This is a genomic window from Pseudoalteromonas sp. UG3-2, assembly GCF_037120705.1.
GTDB lineage: Bacteria > Pseudomonadota > Gammaproteobacteria > Enterobacterales > Alteromonadaceae > Pseudoalteromonas.
This window is the reverse complement of the sequence record NZ_JAWLJU010000002.1, coordinates 962,189-978,949: the sequence shown is the minus strand read 5'-3', so window position 1 is coordinate 978,949 and position 16,761 is coordinate 962,189. Positions and strand designations below refer to the sequence as shown.

Here is a 16,761-nt window from a genome sequence, read left to right as displayed (position 1 = left end):
TGTGTCCTTGTTTTGGGTTTCAATTATGATACCAAATTTTTTGCCTTATTGGCTTTTTCCGGTTGGTCGAGTATCACGGCTCCGCTGGCTTCATTGGCAACAATGTCATCAGGGTTATAAATAGGGCACGATTTCATCGACAGACAGCCGCAGCCAATACAACCATCAACCAGCGTTCTGAGGCGCTGCATGTAGGCAATTTTTTCGTCTAACTTGGCTTGCCACGCTTTAGACAGCCTTGTCCAGTCGGCTTTATTGGGCGTTCTTGCCTCAGGCAGCGTGTCGAGAGTGTCTTTGATTTCAGCCAGAGTGACCCCCATTTTCTGGCCTGCTTTAATAATGGCTATCCGCCTTAAAACATCTTTTTTATAACGCCGTTGATTACCATTATTACGCCAACTGCGGATCAGGCCTTTGCTCTCATAAAAATGCAAAGTCGACACCGCAACATCCGCTCGCGCAGCCACCTTACCGACACTCAATTTGGGTTCTTCGGGAGTTTTTTTGTTTTCTTCCATTTTGGCACTTTACCTCAAGTTAAGGTGAGGTTTTAAAGTAGCACCTAACTTCATAACAACACAATCGGAAATTACCCTTTATGAAAACCATTGTTATTTATTCTAGCGCTAACCCAACAGGGAACACCTTTCAATCCGCTACTAAGATCGCACAGCAATATGGAGCTCAGCTGATTTATTTAGATAGGTATAATATTGGCGAATATTGTTATCAGCATTCTAATTCGGGAGACGATTTTATTAATTTGTTCCGCTGGATACTGAGCTTTGATCATATCGTTTTCGCCTCGCCTGTTTATTGGTACGCGGTAACACCAAGAATGAAAGCGTTTATTGATAGGATCACCGACTTTATGGATATTGAAAGTCTGCAACCTGAGCTCAGAGCACTGCGTGACAAGCAGTTTTCCTTGCTCTCGACTTCTAACCAAAAAGAAGTGCCAAGGGCGTTTACCCAGATGCTGACAGGGACTTTTGAATATTTAGGCATGTCGTTAAAAGAGCAACACCATTTTTGTTACTCTTAAGCTTGAACTAATTGAAATGCTTGTTGTTTTATAAAAACGATTTACAATCAGAGGATGATATCAACAACATGGAAGTGAACCCTTCATGACTTACCTTATTGCCACTATCATTATTTCTCTGCTTGGTGTGATCACCTTTTTGCCTGCCCTGCGCCCGTGGGCAAATCGCAACGAGCTTGGAGTGAATTTTATCACCACCATGTTAGCTACCTTAGTTGGGGTATTGCTTGCCATTGCCATTACTAACTTTGAAGAAGACAACAAAGAGCGGCGTGATGTAATGAAATTAATTGGCGCAGCCACAACCAGTATTAGCGAAACCCGGGAATATGGAGAAAAGTTGATTGATTTCGCTAACAACCTCAAACAAGAAGCACAGAGTGAACAACAGGCAGAGCAAGAGGTTAAAGAGTTTTATGATAAAAACCCCTTGCCATACCCGCATTATATTGAGCGTTTTGTTACCCAAACACTGGTGAGTAAAATGCTCAGCCAGCCAACCTTGGAAATGCTTAATGGTCAAATTATAAACCTCAAGCGCTCGGCAAGCACCAAACCCGAAATGGCGGTGTTTATTCAAAAACAAATGCTCGAAACATTGGCATTAGAGCTGCGTTGGCTAAAAGGCGAGTTAACAGAAACCGATTTAGAGCTTGAGCATGACAAACTCCAGCACGCTTTTACTGCAGCAATAAGGGAGAATGGTCTGGCGCAATAATAAGGATAATTTGGCCAAATGAGTTGGTTACGCGTTTCTCAATTCCGCCACCAGTATTTAATACTATCGCTAAGGCGAAATAAGAACAGCGTACACAACGCGCGAAGCAGGGAAAAAGTAATCAGCTCAATGACTTTCATTGTGGCAATTTAGTTTTGCTGTACTGTTTTCAATTCGTTCCGTGGTAGCATAGCGCTACCAAGCAATGCAGTTTGATTAACCTCTTGATAGAACCCCATATTTTAAGTCGTCTGTTTGACGCCGTGCGGGAAATAAAATGCACGCAACAAGGACTGTTTATTAGGCAGGCAAGCAAAGTACAAAGTGGCTTGTTTGCTGCTATGACAAAGCCGCCATGTTATCAACATGGCCGTTGGTATGGCGTACTCACCCTAACGGTGGACAGTGGCCAAGTCAGTGTGAAAGTGAAGCCTAAAAATATGCCGGCGACGTCTACCCAGTTGCATAAGCTGTGGTTGAACACACACAGTGAGCGCATGGTAAAAACGGCAACCTTGGCACAGCAACAGCTTAAGCATCATTACCTCAGTGCCAGTTTATTAAATACATTTCGTGCAAGTTGTCAGCAATTATGGCAGGGCTGGCAGCATATTCCTGTTTCGCTGTTGGGTGAACCCACGCGCCAAGCGCTGGCGGTGGTGGCTGAAATTGCCACATGGACAAGTCAGGATATCAACGAGTTTAAAGCTGCCTTTGTGGACTATTATCTGCATCATGATCAGGCGTTTTTTGCTCAAACCGAGGCCCAGCCTTTGACGTTAGCTCAGACTAAAGCGTGTATCATTCAAGACGATCGACAATTACTGTTAGCGGGAGCTGGTACCGGAAAAACCAGTGTCATTAAAGCTAAGGTGGCCTATCTACTCCATCGACAGTTATTTAAAGGCGATGAAATCTTATTACTAGCCTATGGCAACGATGCAGCAGATGAAATGCGCCAGCGCTGCCAACCATTGGCAGGTGCACTGACTTGCGCCACTTTTCATGCTTTGTCGCTGTCGATTATTGAACACGTAGAAGGGCAAAAGCCCACGATTTCAACTCTTGCCACCAGTCAAAGCCAGCTCAATCAGTTTATTCAAGAGTCGCTTTTGAGCCTACAGCAAGAAAATGAGTTTGCCCGCGACTGGCAACGTTTCTATCAGCAACGCGGCATTGGCAGTGAAGCGAAAGCCATTAAGTTGTTGTGCCAGCTTCTGCCGCTGGTAAAGCAAGCGCAGTTTCTTGGTAATATCGACAAGCTCTTACCCCAGTACAGCGACAGCATGGCGGTGATTTTTCCACTTCTTGCGGAATATCAATTGTTCTTAAGCAATGAAAACAGTATCGACTTTGAGGATATGCTACAGCGAGCCATTCATTACGTAGAAACCAAGCGTTTCAGCTCGCCATGGCGAATGATTTTGGTGGATGAGTTTCAGGATATTTCACAGCTGCGGGCTCGATTACTCCAAGCTTTGCTAAAGCAAAACCCCCAAGCACAGCTTTTCGCTGTGGGTGACGACTGGCAGGCCATTTACCGTTTTAGTGGCGGTGACATTAGCTTAACCACAGAGTTCAGCCGTCACTTTGGTGAAGCGACGACCAGCTATTTGGATAAAACCTTTCGTTACCCGCAAACCATTCTCGATGTCGCCAGTCAATTTGTGTGCCGTAATCCAGAGCAAATACCAAAGCACATTGTTGCCAACGACAGTGGCGTTAAAGGCCAAGGGGTTGTGAAAGTTCAGAGCGATGATGACCTTAGTCAAGCCCAGCAGCTTTTGGGTGTGATTGAGCAGCGCAGTGATAGGGCGGTTACGGTGATGTTATTGGCCCGTAACCACAAAGCCCTGCCCGACGCCAGTTGCATGGCAAAATGGCGCAACTTATATCCGCAGCTGCAGTTATCAAGTAACACTTTTCACGCTGCCAAAGGCACGGAAGCCGATTTTACGATTATTATGGGCTTACAAGCGCATATCTTCCCCTCAAGAAAACAATCGAATGCCTTAGTTGAAGCTCTATTACCGGGCAAAGGAGGGTTTCCGGATGCCGAAGAGCGGCGGTTATTTTATGTTGCGCTAACGCGAGCAAAACGACAGTGTTTTGTGATTGAGCCCAGTGAAGGCAGCTATTTTTTACAAGAAATCGCCTAACTAAGCGAATTGGTATTATTTTTCGCCACTTATGGCATTGCGCTTGATCTTTTTAGCTAATGCACTCATACCAATAACAGTCACAGTAAAAAAACTGAGGAAAGGATGAGTACAGATTTATTACAAGATGCATTAAAGCGCCTTCATCATATCATTGAGGAAACAGGGATTAATGAAGCCACCTACCATGCCTTAGCACATCCACAACGCACGCTTTCAAGTCACATCGCTATTCGCCGCGACAATGGCAAATTAGATTACTTTAAGGCGTACCGCTGTCAGTACAATGACCTACTTGGGCCGACAAAAGGCGGAATACGCTTTCACCAAGACGCAGACCAAAGTGAAGTGGAAGCTTTAGCGCTGTGGATGACCTTAAAGTGTGCCGCGGTGAATGTGCCGTTTGGTGGCGGTAAGGGCGCCGTCACGGTCGACCCTAAGTCGTTAAGCCCGATGGAGCTTGAACGCTTAGCGCGAGCCTACATTCGCGCCAATGCCGACTTTATTGGCCCAGAGCAAGATATTCCAGCACCCGATGTTTACACCAATGCCCGAGTAATGGGTTGGATGATGGATGAATATGAAAAGATTGCTCGCCGTAAAAGTCCTGCGGTGATCACCGGAAAGCCAACCACCTTTGGCGGTAGTGCCGGTCGTGAGTCGGCCACTGGACGCGGTGCGTTTTTAATGATTGAAAAGCTTGCCGAGCAGTTTGATTGGCAGCGTGAAGAGAAAACCATTGCAATCCAAGGGTTTGGTAACGGCGGTTATCATTGTGCTAAGTTGCTGCAGCAAGCGGGTTATAAAGTGGTTGCAGTCAGTGACTCGAAGGGCGCGATTTATTGCCCTGACGGCTTAGATGTTGAAAGTGTTTACCAAGAAAAACAACGCAGCAAAGCCTTAAAGGCGGTGTACTGTGATGGCTCGGTGTGTGAAACCGTAGAGCATGAAACCTTAAGCAACGAAGAGTTGTTGGCCTTGAATGTGGACGTGCTAGTGCCAGCGGCGCTTGCAGGCGCGATAACGAGCGATAACGCAGAGCAGGTGGCGGCGAAGTTTATTGTTGAAATTGCTAACGGTCCGGTCGCTGCCGATGCCGATAGTATTTTGCAACAGCAAGGGGTGACTGTGGTACCCGATATTTTAGCCAATGCCGGTGGGGTCATAGTGAGCTATTTCGAGTGGTGTCAAAACCGCCAAGGTGAAATGTGGAGTGAAGAAAAAGTACAGAGTAAGTTGGCTGAGTACATTGAGTCGGCGTTTGATAAGGCTTGGGCGCTGCATCAGGAGCATGAAATTGGCTTGAGAGATGCGGTGTACTTGCAAGCTTTGCAACGTTTTGAAGCGGCACTTGAAGCGCACGGTACGCAATCGTACTTCGCCAACCAAGAATAATGTTGCTTGGCTAAGTGAGTAAACACAGTGGCAGCCCTAACGAATAGCTAGGGCTGCCACGGATTATTACCAGTACCGCAGTCATATTGCCGCTTATCTCAACCTTGACGCTTTTTTTGCTATTGTGATTACAATAGCCACTTCGGGATTGCTATTAACTTACAGGTTTACAATGAGATTATTTAGCTTAGCTGTACTGCTTTTCGCCTCACTCAGCCACGCACAAACAATACGCGTTGCGACATTCAACGTCAGTATGGAAGCGAGCAACTACCAACAGCCAAATCAGGCACTCGAGCCCGATAAATTACAAACACTGCTAAAACAAGGTGATCACCCTCAGATCAAAAACATTGCAGAGATAATTCAGCGAGTTCGGCCAGATATTCTGCTGTTAAATGAGTTTGATTATATTGCGGAACCTGAGCAGGGGATTGTCGCGTTTGTAAAAAACTATTTGCAACAATCACAGGCAGATCAGTCACCAATACAATACCCTTATCATTTTATTGCCCCAGTAAACACCGGATTGCCAACCGAGTTTGATCTTGATAACAATGGTGAAAAAAGTCGCTTTGGGGCTGATGCTCAAGGCTTTGGTTTTTATCAAGGCCAGTATGGCATGGCGGTGCTCTCTAAGTTCCCAATCGATAAAACCCAAGTTCGCACCTTGCAGCAATTTTTATGGCGAGATATGCCAAACCACCTTAAGACCACTGAGCCAGAAACCGGAGCGCCTTGGTATAGCGACGCCGAGTGGCAAGCCTTGCGGTTAAGCTCTAAATCGCATTGGGATATTCCTATCCAAGTTGGTAATAAGGTCGTACACCTATTGGCCATGCACCCAACACCACCGGTGTTTGATGGCCCAGAAGATCGCAATGGCGCGCGAAATCACGATGAAATCCGGTTAATGGCCGATTACCTGAGCCCTGCAACTAGCGCATATATTTATGATGATAAAGGTCAAAAAGGGGGCTTAAAAGATGCCACTCGATTTGTCATTGCCGGCGACTTTAATGCCGCGGATGAAGGGGATAAACACCGTCCAGGAGTGATAGAGCAATTACTGCAACATGATTTGGTTAACGCTGCCAATGCACCGACCAGTGACGGCGGCAAGCAACACAGCGATGCCAACTACAGTAGTCGCTTTACTGCCCATTGGGGAGCTCGAGTCGATTACGTATTACCGTCCAAACACGGCCTCAAAATTGCCGACAGTGGCGTATTTTGGCCAACCCAATCAGACCCATTGCATCGCTTGGTTAAAAGCCGCCATGCCAGCTCCGACCATCGTTTAGTCTGGGTGGATATCACCATAGACTAACTGGGCTTCGGTTAAACACATTTAGTAGCTATGTGTTACCGACTCAGCTTACAGCAGTTAGGTATTAGTATCGTCAGTACCTGACTGCTGTGAAGCGCTTTTTGATGTTTGCTCTTGGTTGCGCTTACTTTTATCAAAAGGCTCGGTTTGTTGTTTTACCTTTTTCTTCATCTCAAACTTTGCCGAGTACTTCAGTAGCGCGATGTTGCTCCAAATCACCCCTAATACTCCGGCAATGATAAGGATCACTTGCCATGTTTCTAATTGATTAGTCATTTCAATACTCTAATTGTAAAAATGGTCCGAAATAGAGAAGCATTTTAGCGTCACAGTTGGTATTATTCACCACCTAGTCATTTCGCGATAATTATGCTGCATATATTTAGATTCTGAGGATAATAGCGCATTCATGGAACAAGTGTTAATTTGGCCTGCTCAGTATCCCACGCTGTTGAAGGGGTTAATCGAAGAAAACGGTGCATACATTCTAGATGCCATTGAGGCATGGCCGGATTGTCAACAAACCACCGATGAGCAGGGGGTGGTGACAACCGTACTACCGCCATTATTCTATCTTGCTTGGCTGCGACCCTTGGAGCCGTTCGAAGCGTGTTATTTCCAGCACATAGATGATTTTGATGATAAACAACGTCACTACGTCAACAGTGTTCTGCAGCACATGGACAGCAATGACAGCGAACATAGCACACTATTGAACACCTTAATTCAACGTTTAGGTCAATACTCTAATATTCAGCTGCAAATGCAAGAGCAGCAAGTTTCCTTTGTTGAGTTGTTGCTAAAACAGGGGTTACAGGCCACTTTGGTTTGGTTGCTGGAAGTGGGGATGAAGTTTAGCGCCAGCGAGTTAGTCACGCTTTGGTGCCATGGCGATGAAACCATCCGTAACGCTGTACTTGCCAAGAGCGAACAGTGCATGGAGGATAAAACCGCCACCGCTAAGCTTGCCACAGATAAATTACTCGAAGGAGAGCAGACTTATGAGCTGCTTTGCGCCATTGCAGACGAGCAAGAGGTTAGCGCGTTATTAGAGCAAGCCTTGTTGCTGCAGTTAACGCAAAAGCAGGCCAAACAATCGGCCATTTTAACCCTAGTCAACCAAGGGGCAAAAGGCACAGCCAAAGACAGCGAAGGGCGTTCGGCATTGATGCTTGCGGTAGAAAAGGGCTTTGTCAGTGCAGTTGAAATGATGCTGCCAAGCCATGAAGTGAATGAGCTTGATGAGGCAGGGTGCAATTTAATGCATTATGCTGCGGTCTCTAACTCGGCGGCCATGATTGAGTTGATTTTTAACCATGGTGATGATCCTATGTTGGCCGATATTCACGGTCAAACTCCTTACCGTGTGGCAATGAAGAATCAAGCGCTTAGCGCCAAACAAGCCTTTGAGGAACGTGGCATTATTGAATTGTCCAGTGATGCCAAGTACCAAAAAATAAAAAATGTCCACTTGCTGTATGGCCTGGCAGCCGTGCTACTACCTCTGCAATTGCTGCTGTTTTTCACCGACAGCATCAATGATAAAACCATTGCTACGCTTGTTACCACTGGGGTCTCGATTGCCATTTTCAGCTTTGCCAGACGTCAACGTCGTAACCCTCTTTACCCGAGTAGTGCAACGCCATGGTCGTTGTTAGGAGTTAATTGCTTGGCGTGGTTGAGTATTGCAGTGCAGTTATTATTTTCTGTTTTGGTGTTAGTGGCCGTGATGTCATTGCAATAACTGTATAAAAATGCGCAGCGTATTACGCTGCGCACGAGAGTAAGGTTTTGCTTTGCTGCTGATTAATCTTGTTGCTCGTGAGCACGCTTTTCGTCAGCTAAATCCTCTTTCAATTTACGGATTTTCAGACCTAACTCTTGGCCGCGGTGACGGGCATAATAAGTACAGCCGATAAACATAGAAGTGGCTAATGCGACTTCTAATATGGCCAGCCATAGCTCATCAGGCGACACCCACAACATGGTTAAGCCATGAATAAAATACAGCATCACAATAAAATTAGCCCACGCATAGGTGTAGGGCTTGTCTTGTATGATCCCTTTTAGTGGCAATAGCAGTGGCAAAACATACACTGCAAATACAAAGCCGCTGCTATACCCTTCACGTGGTGATAATACAAATAGCCACAATGGCATCAGTATTAACAAGCCTATGTAGCCTGTTAGGGCAAAAAACTGAAAGCGTTTAGTGATCGGCTTTTTCGCAACTTTATTCATTTTAACTTTTCCGCAACACGCAACAGCCGACTCGCGGCTGCACGACAAATTTTAACTTCGGTGACTGACAAGGTAGCGTCGTTTTGACTACCAGCAACATGAGAGGCGCCGTATGGCGTACCACCGGTTTGACTTGATAACAACTCGGGCACGTCGTAGGGCACGCCAAGCAGCATCATGCCATGGTGTAATAAAGGTAACGAGAGGTTCAATAAGGTGGCCTCATTACCGCCATGCATGCTACTGGATGAAGAAAACACACAAGCTGGTTTATCGATTAGTTGCCCTTTCAACCATAAGTCGCTGGTGGTTTCCCAAAACGCTTTGGCTTCAGCAGCCATCATGCCAAAGCGGGTTGGTGTGCCAAAAGCCAAGCCATCACAGGCCACTAAATCGGATTTTGTGACTTCTACGTCGTGCGCTTCACGAGCTTTAAATACTCTTACTACTGCCTCACCACCATTGGCGGTAATGGTCTCAGCAAACTCTGCAGCCATGTTTGCAACTGAGCCATGGCTGGAGTGGTATAACACCAGTATTTTAGGCATTATAAAATAGCAAGAACGGCTTCAGGCGGTCGACCAATGGCCGCTTTATCGCCATTGACCACGATGGGACGCTCAATCAACTTCGGGTTATCGAGCATAGCTTGTCTTAACTGAGCTTCTTCGCTGTCTTTACTGAGCCCCAGCTCTTTATAAATTGTTTCTTTGCTACGCACCAGTTGGTGAGCGCTGCTGAATCCCAGCTTGTCGAGAAGTGCAGCTAGGGTGTCTTGTGAAATGGGAGTTTTTAAGTATTCCACAACAGTAGGTGACACGCCTTGGCTTTCAAGTAGTGCGAGTGTTTCGCGTGACTTTGAGCAGCGCGGATTGTGGTAAATTTCTACAGCCATTGTTTTATCTCTTGGTTATTCATTTTAACGCGATGATAGCGTATTGCATCATTAACGAAAAGCGCAGGTAGTGGGATCATAGTTAAAACCGTAACCCCATGCTCTGCTACAGTTTAGCTATTTCTTTTTGCATGACTCGGTATTGGCTCAACAGTGCTTTTAGTCTGCTTTTTTTGATCTCTTCATCGTTTTCAATATGGTTTAGTGCACGTTGCACTTCATCTGCCGCTTTGCTGAAGGCACCATATTGAGCATACACACTGGCTTTACTCTCGTGATAAGCCGACTTATTTTGTTGTGCTTTATAGGCTTGTGTGAGCAAATCACGGGCTAACAGGTGATCGGGCTTTTCTAATAAAAAGATTTTAAGTAGTTGCTCGGCTTTTTCAAATTGCTTTGCTTCTAATGCGGCATTGGCATAATTGAGCGTTATCACTTGGTTATTCGGCCTTAGCTGGTGCTGTTTTTCTAAAACCGATAGCGCTTTGTCGGTTTGTTCAGCAGCTATGAGGTAGTCGGTATAGACATCCAAATAAAATAAATTATTGCCATCTCGAGCTAATAACTTGTCCAGTATTTGCCCGGCTTCGGTGAGTTTGTCTTGATCTAACAAGCTGATAGCTAAACCATACTCCAGCGCCTGCGTATCCAGCTCGGACGTGCTTTTTAAGTGATTACGGAAAAACGCTTCCGCTTGCGCTTTTGAGTAATGATAACGCGCCAACACGCGACTTTTCGCCAGTGCATAAGAGAGGCTTGAGCCATAATAGCGTTTTTCATATTGTTGCGCTCGTAAGCGCACATCCGATACCCGGCTGTCTGGTAGCGGGTGGGTTAATAAAAACGCCGGTGGCTTATTTTTAAAACGGATTTGATCCGACAACTTGGTTAAGAACTCACTGGCGGCATAGGGATCAAAGCCAGCCTTGTGCAAAGTGTTCATGCCAAAGCGGTCGGCTTCTTGCTCAGCTTTGCGGCTATGAGTCAGTTGACTTAAGGCCGATTGGGTTGAGCTGGCCGAGAGAATGGCCATGCCGGCATCTGGGGCAACGACAGTGGTGAGAATACCGGCAATAAGCCCAGCAATGGTCAGTGCACTGTTGTCTTTGGCGTTTTGAGCGCGACGCGCTAAATGGCGTTGTGTAACGTGCGCGATTTCGTGGCCTAATACTGAGGCGAGTTGACTTTCGTTGTCAGACTCGGCCAATAGACCGGTGTGCACGCCAACATGACCTCCATAAAACGCAAAGGCGTTGATGTCTTTGTGGTTAATCCAAAAAAAGCGAAACGGGAAACGTACGTCATTGGCATTCGCCACTAAGCGATTACCCAAACTGGTGAGGTACTCCTCCAGAACAGGATCGCCAACCACCGGTGAGCGAGCACGTAACTGCATCATCATGACTTCGCCAAGTGCTTGTTCTTTCTCCAGCGGCAATACTTGCAGCGCGGAGGTGCCAAGATCAGGCAGTTTCAACTCGGTTTGCGCTTGGTTTGGTGTGGTAATACAGAGTGTCGCTGCAATGGTGAGCGCCTGTAACAAGGGTTTTAACCGCATTTTATTCCCTATTCAAATCCTCTCCGAGCATGATTTTGGCGATATCGACTTCGTCATTGCATGCTCTGGCGTCTTTTTCACATAGTTGGTAAAAATCTTTGATTGAGACCCCATCAACACTGGTGATGTTCAATTCTTTTTTCAAAAAAGTCACGGTCTTGTGTAACACCTTGTGCGCGTGCAGTATAAGTGCCTTATCTGCGACATCGCCATTTTCAAAGTAAAAGGCAATAAATTTGTGTAATTGATTTATTCTCAGCAAGCTTTTCATTGCGTGGGGATCCCACACGCGAAATTCCAAAAAGCGGTTATCTTTTACGTAGGTATCGACCTTAGTGCCTTTGGCTATTGGGTAGGCCCAGAGTTCAAACCCTCTGTCAGTAAAGGCCTGATGCAAAGCAATTGAGGGTTTATTATCACAGTGGATCATGCCATTGTCGTCTTCATGCCCGCCCAGTAATTCTAGATTCCAATTACGTTTGTCGATAAGGCGTTTTACTGCGTTATCGAAACCATGATGTAAAATTCCTTCACACTCACTGATGGCGGAGGCGACAAGGTGATAGAATGGTGGCAGCTCGCCCCAATTAATTTGTTTTTTATACCAATTTATTTCTTTTAATGTTGGATTGGCTGGCAATCGCGCCTTATTATTAACGCCTGGCATTTGGATTCCCAAAAAGTAAAGTATGCTATTAAGAATAAACCATACTCGACTCTAGGGCTACAGCATTGAGACAATTGGTTAAAAGGTAATGACACAGGTTGTACATGATTTGAGCGAGCTAAATTGTCCGGCTTTATTCGTGCAATTTAAATGGCGCTTAAAGCAGCATCAAAACACGCACGAGGCAGTGCATTTTTTATTTGCCCAAATGAGCGATTTGGCAGATGTGACGCAGTATTTAGACAAAGCCTCGTTTGAGTATCGAATTTATCGTAAAGAAAATAAGGTTGGCATGGAGATCTTAGATGTTTGAGTTGGTTAAGGCGTGGTACGTAAAGAAGTTTTCTGATCCACATTCAGTAACCTTGTTACTAATGCTGGTGCTAACGGTTGCCTTGTTGTATTTCTTTGGCAGCTATGTGATGCCGGTGTTGGTCGCCATTGTGATTGCTTATTTGTTAGAGTGGCCAGTGAATAAGCTGACCCAAGTGCTGGGCAACCGCCTTATTGCTGCTATCATTGTGATGGCCGCCTTTACCGGCATTGCGCTGGGGTTAGTGCTGGGTATTGTGCCTATTTTATGGCAGCAATTGAGTAATTTGTTGCAAGAAAGTCCGACCATGATAGAAGAGGGGAAAGACTTCTTATTACACTTACCCGATAATTACCCCACGCTTATTTCTACCGAGCAGGTGCAGTCATTGGTAAGTGGCGTGGAAAGAAAAGTACTAGAGTTGGGTGAAATGATAGTGTCGATATCGCTGACGTCATTAAAAGATGTAGCGGCGTGGTTAATTTATTTGATCTTGGTGCCTTTGTTGGTGTTCTTTATGCTCAAAGATAAAAATGAGCTTACTAAGGGCATTGCACAATTAATTCCCAAAGACAGAAAGCTGATAGCGCAAGTCTGGTACGAAATGGATCATCAGATAATGAACTACATTCGCGGCAAGGTGTTTGAAATCATCATTGTTGGCGTGGTCAGTTATGTTACTTTCTCATTGCTTGATCTACGCTATGCGGCACTCTTAGGCACGCTGGTCGGTTTTTCAGTGTTAATCCCGTTTATTGGCGCTGCCTTAGTGACGATACCGGTGGCAGCGGTGGCCCTGTTTCAATATGGTATTGCGCCGGAGTTTTGGACCATTCTAGTGGCTTACAGCATCATTCAAGCGTTAGACGGTAATGTGTTAGTGCCATTACTGTTTTCTGAAGCGGTGGATTTGAACCCGGTGTACATCATTGCAGCAGTACTGTTTTTTGGTGGTATTTGGGGCTTCTGGGGGGTCTTTTTCGCCATTCCATTGGCGTCGTTGGTGAAGGCATTGATCAATGCTTGGTCGAGCAAAAGTGAAAGTTTGCTGGAGTCGATGGAGCCGTAATGATTGAGCAGCTGAGCGGCTAGGTCGCTCAGCAAAACTAACTTGAAATCCTGCCGGTGCTTTCGCGTACCACCATATTGGGGGTGAAAACCGTAGTGATCTCTTTATCATTTTTACGATGGCCGCGGGTCTTAGAAAATAACAACCGCGCTGCGTGTTCAGAAATGATATCGTTTGCTTGGTGTGCTGTAGTGAGCTTTGGCCAAGTTTGCCGCGAGAAGGGAGAGTCTTCGAAGCCACTGATGGAAAGTTGTGCTGGAATTTCAATGTTCATCAGCCGGGCAGCGAATAGAGCACCCGCTGCAACTTCATCGTTACCGCCTAAAATCGCCGTGATTTTATTTGGGTTGCCGTCACTTAATAAGGCTTTTGCGCCTTTTACACCTGATTCGAAGGAATAGGTACCGTGATAAAGCAGGGCTTCACTTGGGCTAATGCCATGTGCTTTTAGTGCGTCTTGATAACCTGCCAAACGTTCAGCGGTGGATTTGTGCTCTTCATCACCCAGTACGAAGGCAATGTGTTGGTGTCCGAGTGAAATTAAATGCTCAGTAATTTCATACGCGGCAGCATAGTCATCAACGAAAATACAGTTGTTAGCGCTTTGCTGCGCTTCTGCTGCTCTGCCTGATAATAGCCGAACATAATGCACACCGCTGTCATCCAGCATGTCGATAATATGTTGTTGTTCCGACAACGGAGGGGTGAGCACAAGACCTGCTAAACGGGAGCGCTTGATCATGGTTTTTACTTCATCGGTCATGTCTGCGGCGCTTGAGCTGCATGGATGGATCACCAACTCATAGCCTTCTTCTTTACAACGTGACAACACACCGTTTTGCATATCAATGACGTAATAGGCGTTGGGGTTGTCATACACCAAGCCAATAGCAAACGAAGAGGTACCTGCCAAATTTCGAGCTGCGGTGTTGGGCTGGTAATTTAACTCTTTTACAGCCTGCATCACCTGATCATACGTTTTTTGTCTGACCGAAGGTTCTTTATTGATCACTCTAGAGACGGTTTTCATGGACACGCCGGCGAGCTTGGCAACATCGTTAATGGTGACTTTCATGGTGTTATTCTTCTAGTTCTGGTGTATGTCGATCATTATTAAGTTGATGGAAATAGTAGCGTTTTATTCTTAGTGTTGCCAGAAAAGATAATTATAAAGGCAAACTGCAAATAATGGTTGATTAATAAAATGATCATGTATTTTTCTTAGTCTATCTAACCAAGACAGAGTTTTGCACTAAAAATTGCTGAAATAAATGAATGATACCGGTGTCAAAAATGTAAAATTAGGTTATTATTCGCAGTGTAAAATTGAAAAGAAGTCAATTGACAGCGTTGTCATTTTGCCATAATGTGCTTGTCTCATTGTGTTTCTTTGTTGTTAATGTATTAAAAAGAACATAACTAACAACCAATTACGATTTAGGGGAATGTTGATGGTCAGTCGAGTAGAACTACAAAGTTGGAACAAGCTAAGTGCCTCAGTGGCGCGCACACAAACTCAACACCTAAAAACCATGTTTGCAAGCGATCCGCAGCGCTTTGAAAAGTTCTCTCGCAATATCCCAGGTGTGCTGTTTGATTTTTCTAAACAGCGACTTGACGAGCAGACCTTTGCTGAATTAATTGCATTGGCCAACGAGTGTGATATTGCCGCGTGGCGAGAAAAAATGTTTGCCGGCGAAAAAATCAACATTACCGAAAACAGAGCTGTGCTTCACACCGCGTTGCGCAACCGTAAAAACAAAGCCATTATCGTTGATGGGGTGAATGTTACTGAGCAAGTAAACGCAGAGCTCGATAAGTTAAAAAGCTTCAGCGCTAGAGTGCGTGAAGGTGAGTGGCTTGGTTACACCGGCAAGCGCGTTAAAGACGTTGTGGCGATTGGTGTGGGTGGCTCTAACCTCGGGCCGCAAATGGTAACTGAAGCGCTCGCAGCCTACGCCGATGACACCCTCAATGTACATTATGTTTCCAATGTCGATGGCGGTCAAATTGCGTCAGTGCTGGCGAAGTTAGATCCAGAAACAACCCTGTTTGTTATTGCTTCAAAAACCTTTACCACTTCAGAAACCATGACCAATGCGAAAACCGCCGTGGACTGGTTTTTAACTAGCGCTAAAGATGAGCAAGCCATTGCCAAGCACTTTGTTGCAGTAAGCACCAATTTGCAAAAGACCCGCGATTTTGGCATCAGTGATGAAAACGTATTCACCATGTGGGACTGGGTTGGTGGTCGCTTTTCGTTATGGAGTGCGATAGGCTTACCCATTGCATTGTACCTTGGCTTCGATAAGTTTATTGAGCTTCTAGAAGGGGCCTTTGAGGTGGATGAACACTTCCAATCAGCGCCTTATGAAGATAACATTCCGCTCCTTATGGCGTTGTTGAGTGTTTGGAACACCAGCTTCTTAGGTTATCAAGCGCAAGCCATTTTGCCTTACGACCAAGCATTGCATATGCTGCCTGCTTATTTGCAGCAGGGTGAGATGGAAAGTAATGGTAAGCATGTAACTTTTTCCGGTGCCGAAGTAAGCTACACCACAGTTCCCATTATCTGGGGTATGACCGGAATTAATGGTCAGCATGCATTTTACCAGTGTTTGCACCAAGGTAACGTGATTGTGCCTGCTGACTTTATTGCATCAGTGACACCACAGCACAAAGTAGGCAAGCATCATGATGTGCTGTTGTCTAACTTTTTTGCCCAAACCGAGGCGATGATGGCTGGGGTAGACGCTGAACAAGTGCGAGCTGAGTTAACGGCAAAAGGTCTGCCTGCGGATGACATTGAGAAGTTGATCCCACATAAGATCCATCAAGGCAATCGACCGACCTCTTCGTTTATCTTAGATACCGTGGATGCCAAAGCCGTTGGCCGTTTGATTGCACTGTATGAACATAAAATTTTCTGTCAGGGGATCATTTTAAATATTTGTTCTTTTGACCAATGGGGCGTTGAGTTAGGTAAAGGATTGGCGTCTAACATTGAAGCTGAGCTAACGGAAGAAAATGTCAGTAATAGCCATGATAGCTCAACGAACGGCTTAATTGCCTATTATAAGCAAATGCGCGGCTAAAGGCGCGACCTCAGCAGATTGAGTAATAGGAATACTATATCTTAAGCAAAACGAATGGATGATGATGCTTAAGGCGATACTAGAGGCAAATGCTGTCGACTAGTATTAATGAAAAGAATACCTTTGAACGGGTAGCGCTGGAGTACTTAGAGCCTGTATTTTTGTGAGAGGAAATACAGGTTTCTAAGACTCATTTTATTGTTGTTAGCAGCAAATCGGTAGCACCTGGGCAAAACAGCTATTTGGTCGACTTTGGAGTGGCGCCAAATCAAGTGA

At 45.5% G+C, this 16,761-nt stretch carries 17 protein-coding genes; 9 read left to right on the top strand and 8 right to left on the bottom strand.

Annotated elements, in window-relative coordinates:
* Window positions 1–23: 23 nt before the first annotated feature.
* Entirely contained in the window at window positions 24–518 is a 495-nt protein-coding gene (gene soxR, locus R3P39_RS07610) for a redox-sensitive transcriptional activator SoxR (RefSeq protein ID WP_336566681.1), read from the bottom strand.
* Window positions 519–598: 80 nt separating this feature from the next.
* Between soxR and R3P39_RS07605 the strand changes: the two genes are divergently transcribed.
* The 5 genes from R3P39_RS07605 (at window position 599) to R3P39_RS07585 (ending at window position 6,647) form a co-directional block, all read left to right on the top strand.
* Window positions 599–1,045 (top strand): flavodoxin family protein, encoded by a 447-nt coding sequence (locus tag R3P39_RS07605; protein WP_336566679.1) that lies wholly within the window; start codon window positions 599–601, stop codon window positions 1,043–1,045.
* A gap of 85 nt (window positions 1,046–1,130) precedes the next feature.
* On the top strand, window positions 1,131–1,763 hold the full coding sequence (locus R3P39_RS07600) for a hypothetical protein (RefSeq protein ID WP_336566677.1): 633 nt from the start codon (window positions 1,131–1,133) through the stop codon (window positions 1,761–1,763).
* Window positions 1,764–1,975: 212 nt separating this feature from the next.
* Complete coding sequence (locus R3P39_RS07595; protein ID WP_336566675.1) at window positions 1,976–3,922, top strand: UvrD-helicase domain-containing protein; 1,947 nt, start codon at window positions 1,976–1,978, stop codon at window positions 3,920–3,922.
* 105 nt (window positions 3,923–4,027) lie between these two features.
* Entirely contained in the window at window positions 4,028–5,317 is a 1,290-nt protein-coding gene (locus R3P39_RS07590) for a Glu/Leu/Phe/Val family dehydrogenase (protein WP_336566674.1), read from the top strand.
* A 172-nt stretch (window positions 5,318–5,489) separates the two neighbouring features.
* On the top strand, window positions 5,490–6,647 hold the full coding sequence (locus R3P39_RS07585; protein WP_336566673.1) for an endonuclease/exonuclease/phosphatase family protein: 1,158 nt from the start codon (window positions 5,490–5,492) through the stop codon (window positions 6,645–6,647).
* Window positions 6,648–6,704: 57 nt separating this feature from the next.
* Here the strand turns inward: R3P39_RS07585 and R3P39_RS07580 are convergent, their stop codons facing one another.
* Window positions 6,705–6,923 (bottom strand): DUF2897 family protein, encoded by a 219-nt coding sequence (locus R3P39_RS07580; protein ID WP_336566672.1) that lies wholly within the window; start codon window positions 6,921–6,923, stop codon window positions 6,705–6,707.
* Between the two features lie 133 nt (window positions 6,924–7,056).
* On the opposite strand from R3P39_RS07580, the gene R3P39_RS07575 reads away from it, so the two are divergent.
* Window positions 7,057–8,391: an ankyrin repeat domain-containing protein gene (locus R3P39_RS07575; protein ID WP_336566671.1), complete on the top strand. Its 1,335-nt coding sequence runs from the start codon at window positions 7,057–7,059 to the stop codon at window positions 8,389–8,391.
* A 62-nt stretch (window positions 8,392–8,453) separates the two neighbouring features.
* On the opposite strand, the gene R3P39_RS07570 is transcribed toward R3P39_RS07575, so the two are convergent.
* The 5 genes from R3P39_RS07570 to R3P39_RS07550 all read right to left on the bottom strand — a co-directional run bounded on the left by R3P39_RS07570 (window position 8,454) and on the right by R3P39_RS07550 (window position 12,008).
* The gene (locus tag R3P39_RS07570) at window positions 8,454–8,888 is read right to left on the bottom strand and encodes a DUF2069 domain-containing protein (protein ID WP_336566669.1); all 435 of its coding nucleotides are present in this window, start codon (window positions 8,886–8,888) and stop codon (window positions 8,454–8,456) included.
* The gene (locus tag R3P39_RS07565) at window positions 8,885–9,436 is read right to left on the bottom strand and encodes an NAD(P)H-dependent oxidoreductase (protein ID WP_442962041.1); all 552 of its coding nucleotides are present in this window, start codon (window positions 9,434–9,436) and stop codon (window positions 8,885–8,887) included. Before R3P39_RS07565 ends, R3P39_RS07570 begins: the two co-directional genes overlap by 4 nt.
* Window positions 9,436–9,783, bottom strand: coding sequence for an arsenate reductase (glutaredoxin) (gene arsC / locus R3P39_RS07560; RefSeq protein WP_336566668.1), 348 nt, complete (start codon window positions 9,781–9,783; stop codon window positions 9,436–9,438). The genes R3P39_RS07565 and arsC overlap by 1 nt, the downstream gene beginning before the upstream one ends.
* A gap of 106 nt (window positions 9,784–9,889) precedes the next feature.
* Entirely contained in the window at window positions 9,890–11,341 is a 1,452-nt protein-coding gene (locus R3P39_RS07555; RefSeq protein WP_336566667.1) for a M48 family metalloprotease, read from the bottom strand.
* A gap of 1 nt (window position 11,342) precedes the next feature.
* A complete protein-coding gene (locus R3P39_RS07550) occupies window positions 11,343–12,008 on the bottom strand; it encodes a hypothetical protein (protein WP_336566666.1) in 666 nt (221 codons plus the stop codon).
* Between the two features lie 88 nt (window positions 12,009–12,096).
* Between R3P39_RS07550 and R3P39_RS07545 the strand changes: the two genes are divergently transcribed.
* Together R3P39_RS07545 and R3P39_RS07540 are read left to right on the top strand one after the other, a co-directional pair.
* A complete protein-coding gene (locus R3P39_RS07545) occupies window positions 12,097–12,321 on the top strand; it encodes a hypothetical protein (protein ID WP_336566665.1) in 225 nt (74 codons plus the stop codon).
* Complete coding sequence (locus R3P39_RS07540; protein WP_336566664.1) at window positions 12,314–13,390, top strand: AI-2E family transporter; 1,077 nt, start codon at window positions 12,314–12,316, stop codon at window positions 13,388–13,390. Before R3P39_RS07545 ends, R3P39_RS07540 begins: the two co-directional genes overlap by 8 nt.
* 37 nt (window positions 13,391–13,427) lie before the next feature.
* Here R3P39_RS07540 and R3P39_RS07535 read toward each other — a convergent pair whose 3' ends face one another.
* Entirely contained in the window at window positions 13,428–14,465 is a 1,038-nt protein-coding gene (locus R3P39_RS07535) for a LacI family DNA-binding transcriptional regulator (protein ID WP_336566663.1), read from the bottom strand.
* A gap of 376 nt (window positions 14,466–14,841) precedes the next feature.
* Here R3P39_RS07535 and pgi point away from each other — a divergent pair, with 376 nt between their 5' ends.
* Window positions 14,842–16,485, top strand: coding sequence for a glucose-6-phosphate isomerase (gene pgi, locus R3P39_RS07530; protein WP_336566662.1), 1,644 nt, complete (start codon window positions 14,842–14,844; stop codon window positions 16,483–16,485).
* The last annotated feature ends 276 nt before the right edge of the window (window positions 16,486–16,761 follow it).

What these genes read in the sequence shown, in the direction of transcription:
- soxR (WP_336566681.1), bottom strand. Translation starts at nt 518, where the DNA reads ATGGAAGAAAACAAAAAAACTCCCGAAGAACCCAAATTGAGTGTCGGT.
- R3P39_RS07605 (WP_336566679.1), top strand. Translation starts at nt 599, where the DNA reads ATGAAAACCATTGTTATTTATTCTAGCGCTAACCCAACAGGGAACACC.
- R3P39_RS07600 (WP_336566677.1), top strand. Translation starts at nt 1,131, where the DNA reads ATGACTTACCTTATTGCCACTATCATTATTTCTCTGCTTGGTGTGATC.
- R3P39_RS07590 (WP_336566674.1), top strand. Translation starts at nt 4,028, where the DNA reads ATGAGTACAGATTTATTACAAGATGCATTAAAGCGCCTTCATCATATC.
- R3P39_RS07585 (WP_336566673.1), top strand. Translation starts at nt 5,490, where the DNA reads ATGAGATTATTTAGCTTAGCTGTACTGCTTTTCGCCTCACTCAGCCAC.
- R3P39_RS07580 (WP_336566672.1), bottom strand. Translation starts at nt 6,923, where the DNA reads ATGACTAATCAATTAGAAACATGGCAAGTGATCCTTATCATTGCCGGA.
- R3P39_RS07575 (WP_336566671.1), top strand. Translation starts at nt 7,057, where the DNA reads ATGGAACAAGTGTTAATTTGGCCTGCTCAGTATCCCACGCTGTTGAAG.
- R3P39_RS07570 (WP_336566669.1), bottom strand. Translation starts at nt 8,888, where the DNA reads ATGAATAAAGTTGCGAAAAAGCCGATCACTAAACGCTTTCAGTTTTTT.
- R3P39_RS07565 (WP_442962041.1), bottom strand. Translation starts at nt 9,436, where the DNA reads ATGCCTAAAATACTGGTGTTATACCACTCCAGCCATGGCTCAGTTGCA.
- arsC (WP_336566668.1), bottom strand. Translation starts at nt 9,783, where the DNA reads ATGGCTGTAGAAATTTACCACAATCCGCGCTGCTCAAAGTCACGCGAA.
- R3P39_RS07555 (WP_336566667.1), bottom strand. Translation starts at nt 11,341, where the DNA reads ATGCGGTTAAAACCCTTGTTACAGGCGCTCACCATTGCAGCGACACTC.
- R3P39_RS07550 (WP_336566666.1), bottom strand. Translation starts at nt 12,008, where the DNA reads ATGCCAGGCGTTAATAATAAGGCGCGATTGCCAGCCAATCCAACATTA.
- R3P39_RS07545 (WP_336566665.1), top strand. Translation starts at nt 12,097, where the DNA reads ATGACACAGGTTGTACATGATTTGAGCGAGCTAAATTGTCCGGCTTTA.
- R3P39_RS07540 (WP_336566664.1), top strand. Translation starts at nt 12,314, where the DNA reads ATGTTTGAGTTGGTTAAGGCGTGGTACGTAAAGAAGTTTTCTGATCCA.
- R3P39_RS07535 (WP_336566663.1), bottom strand. Translation starts at nt 14,465, where the DNA reads ATGAAAGTCACCATTAACGATGTTGCCAAGCTCGCCGGCGTGTCCATG.
- pgi (WP_336566662.1), top strand. Translation starts at nt 14,842, where the DNA reads ATGGTCAGTCGAGTAGAACTACAAAGTTGGAACAAGCTAAGTGCCTCA.